The following is a 5,936-nucleotide window of genomic DNA, read 5'->3' on the forward strand; positions in this document are numbered from 1 at the left end:
CGCGCTCCGGCAGCCCGGTCTCCAGCAACATGGAGATCCTCAGCGATACCATGGGGGTGGACTTCGGGCCCTACCTGTCGCGCGTGCTGGCGTCCATCCGCACCAACTGGTACGCGGTGATCCCCGAATCCGCCTACCCGCCGCTGCGCAAGAAGGGCCAGGTCACCTATCAGTTCGCGATCCTGCCCGACGGGCGGGTGGCCGGCCTGCACCTCGAACTCGGCTCCGGCGACGTTCCCCTGGACCGCGCCGCCTACGCCGGCATCAGCGCTTCCGACCCCTTCCCTCCCTTGCCGCAGGAGTTCAAGGGACAGTTCCTTGCGCTGCGCATCCGCTTCTACTACAACCCCGACCGCAGCGACCTGCGCTGAGCATCTAGCGCTTCCCGAACTCCTGCACGTAGCCTTCCCATTCGCGCTTCAGCCTGGCCATCAGGCGCAGGAAGGAGGGGTTCTCGTGGCAGTCCCGAAAGTGGGGCTCATCGCGGAACATGGGATAGTTGGGCAGGCCGTTGCCGCTGGCCCTTGCCAGCAACGTGATCGCCTTGGTCGTATTTCCCAGCACGGCGTAGCCCGCGGCCGCGGCGTGCACCATGTGGTGGGTATGCAGCAGCGACTTGGGCTTACGCAACGCGCGCTGCAGGGCCTGCTCCGCCTTGCGCCGTTCGCCGCGCCGGGCCCACAGCAGGCCCTCGCAGGCCACCAGCATCGGGTCCTCCGGCAACACCTGCGATCCTGCCCGAATCAGGTTCTCCGCCTTCTCTAATTGCCCGGCATAGAGCGCGGCCGTCGGAGAAAACAGGTTGCCCCACAGGTTGCCCCGATCGATGGCCAGGGCCCGCGCTATGTACTCCCCCGCTTCCTGGTACTGGTTGCGATACAAATAGGTCTGTCCGAGGAAATTCAGGGTGAAGGGATCGTCGGGATTGCTGGCCAGGGCTTCCAGCAATCCCTCTTCGGCTTCTTCCATCAACCCGATATGCAGCAAGATGCAGCCCCGCCACACCAGCGCCTGGTGCCATCCCGGGCTGCGGTGCAGTGCCGCAGCGAGCGAACGCAGTGCCGCACGGTGCTGGAAGCGCTTGGCGGGCGTCCATACCACACGTGCGCTGGCCACCTGGGTCTCGGTGTTTTCTGGATCCAGGGCGAGCGCCCGCCGCACCGCTTTTTCCGCCCGGCCCATCCACAGCGGCCCTGGCTCCATGGCCCCGCCCATCAGCACGCAGGCCTCGGCCAGCCGCGCCCAGGCATCCGTGAACTTGGGATCCAGCCGGGTGGCGTTCTCCAGCATCTCCACGGCGGTGCGCGTGTCCCAGCGGTTCAGCCGCGACAGCCGCTCCACACCCCGCAGATAGAGCTCATAGGCCATGGGGTTCTTGGTGGGCGGCTCTTCCCTCGCTTCTACCGGCGGCTGGGCGCCCAGCGCCTTGGCCAGCCCCTCCGCGATCTTGTCCTGGAGCGCGAAGAGTCCTGTCATCTCGGAATCCTGCTTGGAGGAAAACAGCGTGGAGCCATCGCCCGCATTCCATGCCTGTACGTGCACCCGCAACTGTTGTCCGTACTTCTGGATGCTTCCATCCACTACGACCTGCACGTTCAGCTCGCGCGCTGCCAGCAGCGGGTCCATGGTCTGCTTCGCGTAACGCAGCACGCTGTTGACCGGGCGCACCAGCAGCTCGCCGCTGCTTCCCAACTGGTTGATCATCGAGTCCGCCAGGGCCACGCCCAGGTATTCGTCCTCCGGGTTGGGCGTCAGCAGCTTGAAGGGAAGCACCGCCACCGCGCGCTTGCCAGCCACCGCCGCCGGGGTGAGTCCCAGCTCCAGATCGCGGACCAGGTTGGTCAGGTCCACCTTCACTTCCTGCGCCGACTGGTAGCGCGCCCCCGGCTGCTTCTCCAGCAGCTTGTGGACGATGCGCGCCAGCTCTCCCGGAGCCTTAGGGGCCGTGGAGGCCAACGCCGGCGGCGCATCGTTCTGGATCTGGAGGGCCAAGGCGGTGGCCGTCGGTCCGGGAAACGGACGCCTCCCCGCCGCCAGCTCGTAGAGGGTCACGCCCAGGGAGAACAGGTCGGAGCGCGCGTCCGTGGGCTCGCTCCGAAACTGCTCCGGCGCCATGTAGGCCAGCGTCCCCGCTACCGCGGAATCCGGCATCTTGACGGGCGCGGCGCTCTGCGTCACGGTCAGGGTTTCAGCCGCTAGTTGCCGGGCGATACCGAAGTCCAACAGCTTCACCCGCCCGTCCGACTGCATGATGACGTTTTCCGGCTTGATGTCGCCGTGCACGATCCCCTGGGCGTGGGCCGCGGCCAGGGCCTCCGCCACCTGCGCCCCCACCCGCAGCAGGGCCCGGGTCTCCATGGGGCCACCGGCCAGCTCCAGGCGCAGCGTCCGGCCCGTGACCAGCTCCATGGCGATGAACAGGTGCTCGCCCTCTTCCCCGACCTCATAGATGGTGGTGATGCCGGGATGGTTCAGCGCCGAGGCCGCGCGTGCTTCCGCCAGGATCCTGGCCCAGCGCTCCGTGCGTCCCGCGCCTCGCTCCTGCAGCAGTTTGAGCGCGACCTTGCGCTGCAGCCGCTGGTCGTGCGCGCGGTACACCACGCCCATGCCGCCGCTGCCCAACTGCGCCTCGATGCGATAGTGCGAGATCGTCTGCCCGACCATGGGAGGCCCGCCTGGTGGCCGCAATTCTCATGCGGCCCCGTCTCTCAAGTCAATCAAAGCTGGATACAATGGCGGCATGCGGGCACAGCGCCAGCAGGTCCTGGGCATCATTCTGATCGCGCTGCTCGTCCTTCTCTTCACCCTGGCCCGCTTCTTCCGTGCCATCCCCTGGAGGCTGCGCTAGTGGCCTCGTCCGAGCCCCTGCTGCCGGCCATCGTCGGTCCCACGGCCAGCGGCAAGACCGCGCTCTCGCTCGCGCTCGCCGAGCGCTTCGGCGGGGAGGTCGTCAACTGCGATTCGGTCGCTGCCTACCGCGAGCTGGAGATCGGCACCGCCAAGCCCTCGGCCGAAGAGCGCGCCCGCGTCCCTCACCATCTCTTCGACATCTTGGCTCCCGACCAGCCGCTGACCGCCGGCGACTACGCCCGCCGCGCCCGCGCCGTGCTGGCCGAGATCCGCGCCCGCGGCCGCCTGCCTATCGTGGCCGGCGGCACCGGGCTCTACCTGCGGGCGCTGCTCGAAGGCCTCTTCCCCGGCCCGCCGCGCTCCGAGGAACTTCGCGCCCGTCTGCGCGCGAGCGCCAAGCAGAAGGGCTCGGCCCACCTTCACCGCATCCTCCAGCGCTTGGACCCAGGCGCCGCCCGCGCCATCCACCCCAACGACACCCCCAAACTCATTCGCGCCATCGAAGTGTGCCTGGCCGCGAAGCGGAAGATGACCGACCTCTGGCGGCAGGGCCGCGACCCGCTGCGCGGCTTTCGCATCCTGCGCCTGGGACTGGACCCCGAGCGCAATGCTCTTTACAGCCGCATCAACGAGCGCGCCCGCCGGATGTTCGACGCCGGCCTGGTGGAGGAGACCCGCGCCCTGCTCGAGCGCTACGGCGATTCTGCCCCGCCGCTCTCTTCCCTGGGCTATCGCCAGGCGGCACAACTGCTGCGCGGCGAGATCGACCGCAAGCTGGCGGTGTGGGCGGCGCAGCAGGCCCACCGTAACTATGCCAAGCGCCAGATGACCTGGTTCCGCCGCGAGCCCGAGGTCCACTGGCTGCGCGGCTTCGGCGACGATCCCGCCATCCAGGAGCAGGCCCTCGCCCTGGTGGAAGCCGCGCTCGCTCCTCACCCCTGAGGACTGGTAAGCGCGAACCGGGAACTGGTATCGTCCTCTCATGCTGCGCCGGGTCCTTCTCCTCATCTTCCTGCTCTGGCTGCCGGCCTTTGCCGGCGAGAAGTTCCAGCGCGTGCGCCCTGTGCACCTCGACTCCGGCGGCAAGAAGTGGTCCCGCAAGACCCTGCGCAAGCTCTCCCTGGAGGAGAAGGTGGGACAGATGCTCATGATCCAGGTGCGCGCGCAATTCCTGAACGTGGAGAGCCCCGAGTACGCGCAGCTGCGCGACGTCCTCCGCCGCTACCACATCGGCGCCATCCTGGTCACCGTTCCCTACGACAGCCCCTTCGTCTACCGCCAGCCGCCCTACGAGATCGCCGAGCTGATCAACGCGCTGCAGCGCGACTCCGACCTGCCGCTGCTGGTGGCCTCCGATTTCGAGCGCGGCCCTTCCATGCGCCTGACCGACGCCAGCCCCTTCCCCGCGGCCATGGCCTTCGGCGCCGCCGGCAAGCTGGAGTACGTCACCGACTTCGCTCGCATCTCTGCCCTGGAGTCGCGCGCCCTGGGCGTGCAGTGGAATCTCTTCCCCGTCGCCGACGTGAACTCCAACCCCGACAACCCCATCATCAATACGCGCTCCTTCGGCGAGGACCCGGCGCAGGTGAGCCGGTACGTGGCCGAGTACATCCGGGCGGCGCGCGCGGCCGGCCTGATGACCACCGCCAAGCACTTCCCCGGCCACGGCGATACCGACATCGACAGCCACCTGGGCCTGCCCACCATCCCTGGCGACCGGCAGCGCTTCGAGGCGGTCGAGTTGCCGCCCTTCCGCGCCGCCATCGCCGCCGGCGTGGATTCCATCATGATCGAGCATGAGCTGGCGCCCGCCCTCGATCCCGGCTCCCAGCGTCCGGCTTCCATCTCCCCGGCCATCATCGGAGGCACGCTGCGGGGCGAACTCGGCTTCCAGGGCCTGGTCATCCCCGACGCCATGGACATGAACGCCCTCAACCAGCTTTTCGTCTCCGGGAGCTTCGGGGCGGGCGCCGATCCGGCGGTCGAAGCGGTGAAAGCCGGCGAAGACATGGTGGTCATGCCCAACGATCTCGACGCCTCCTACCGCGCCCTGGTGGCGGCGGTGCGTTCGGGCGAGATCCCGGAGGCCCAGATCGATGCCAGTGTGACCCGCATCCTGGAAGCCAAGGCCTCGCTGGAGCTGGAGCACGCCCGCCTGGTGGATGTCTCCGCCCTTTCCCGCCTGGTGGCCACGCCCCAGGATGTCGCCAAGGCCCAGGAGGTGGCCGACGCCGCCGTCACCCTGGTGCGCGACAATGGCCGTGTCCTCCCCCTCGCCCGCCAGGGAACCAAGGCGTCTGCTCTCGCGTATGGACAAGTAGCGGAGGCCGGAACGCGTGTGCTCGTGATCATCTTCAGCGACGACCTGCGCCTCGACTCCGGCCACCGGCTGGAGCGGGAGATCCGCGTTCGCGTCCCCGACGCCGACATCCAGTCTGTGGATCTGCGCACCGCCACCGCCCTGACCCCGGCCCTGGTGGAGAAGGCGGCCCGCGCCGAGAAGGTGGTGGTGGCGCTCTTCATCGCCCCTACCTGGGCCAAGCAGATCCGCGTGGGCGGCGAGCTGAAGAACTCGGTCTCGCTGGGCGACGCCTCCGCCGCCCTGCTGCGCGCCCTGCTGGAAAAGGCCGCCGACAAGACCGCCGTGGTCTCGCTCGGCAGTCCCTACGTGATCGCCGGCTTCCCCGCGATCCAGACCTATCTCTGCACCTACTCCAGCGTAGCCAGCTCCGAGCTGAGCGCGGTCAAGGCGCTCTTCGGGGAGATGCCCATCCAGGGCACGCTGCCCGTCACCATTCCGCATGTGGCCGAGCGTGGCGCCGGCATCCGCCGCCCCGCTCTATCCGCCCGCAAGATGGCAAGGAGGTTTGCCGCCCCATGATCCCCGATCGTTCCCTCCGTTCCGTCGCCGCCGCCGCCGTTCCGGCTCTTTCCGCCTGCCTGCTCGCGGCCCTGCTGGGCTGCGGCATGACCGTGAACGACCAAGACAAGAAGAACCCGAAGGTCGACATCCAGACCCCGATGGGTTCGCTCAAGGTGAATACGCAGGTCGATCCCAAGGACATCGGCCTTGCCCTCTATCCTGG

5 protein-coding genes are annotated in these 5,936 nt (G+C 68.4%); 4 read left to right on the top strand and 1 reads right to left on the bottom strand.

Features of this window, described 5'->3' with window-relative positions; all coding sequences use genetic code 11:
- A partial coding sequence (locus VEG08_02700; GenBank protein HXZ26889.1) for a TonB family protein occupies positions 1-371 on the top strand: 371 nt, incomplete at its 5' end.
- Positions 372-375: 4 nt separating this feature from the next.
- Here the strand turns inward: VEG08_02700 and VEG08_02705 are convergent.
- Entirely contained in the window at positions 376-2,664 is a 2,289-nt protein-coding gene (locus VEG08_02705) for a protein kinase (protein HXZ26890.1), read from the bottom strand.
- 183 nt (positions 2,665-2,847) lie between these two features.
- Between VEG08_02705 and miaA the strand changes: the two genes are divergently transcribed.
- The 3 genes from miaA to VEG08_02720 form a co-directional block, all read left to right on the top strand.
- Positions 2,848-3,792, top strand: coding sequence for a tRNA (adenosine(37)-N6)-dimethylallyltransferase MiaA (miaA, locus tag VEG08_02710; protein ID HXZ26891.1), 945 nt, complete (start codon positions 2,848-2,850; stop codon positions 3,790-3,792).
- Between the two features lie 40 nt (positions 3,793-3,832).
- Positions 3,833-5,731, top strand: coding sequence for a glycoside hydrolase family 3 N-terminal domain-containing protein (locus tag VEG08_02715; protein ID HXZ26892.1), 1,899 nt, complete (start codon positions 3,833-3,835; stop codon positions 5,729-5,731).
- On the top strand, positions 5,728-5,936 hold a 209-nt coding region (locus VEG08_02720; protein HXZ26893.1), incomplete at its 3' end, for a hypothetical protein. The genes VEG08_02715 and VEG08_02720, both read left to right, overlap by 4 nt.

The sequence above is a fragment of the Terriglobales bacterium genome (assembly GCA_035624475.1).
Classification (GTDB): domain Bacteria; phylum Acidobacteriota; class Terriglobia; order Terriglobales; family Acidobacteriaceae; genus DASPRL01.

Excerpts from the sequence above, each read along its gene's own strand:
- VEG08_02705 (HXZ26890.1), bottom strand. The coding sequence starts at position 2,664 with ATGGTCGGGCAGACGATCTCGCACTATCGCATCGAGGCGCAGTTGGGC.
- VEG08_02715 (HXZ26892.1), top strand. The coding sequence starts at position 3,833 with ATGCTGCGCCGGGTCCTTCTCCTCATCTTCCTGCTCTGGCTGCCGGCC.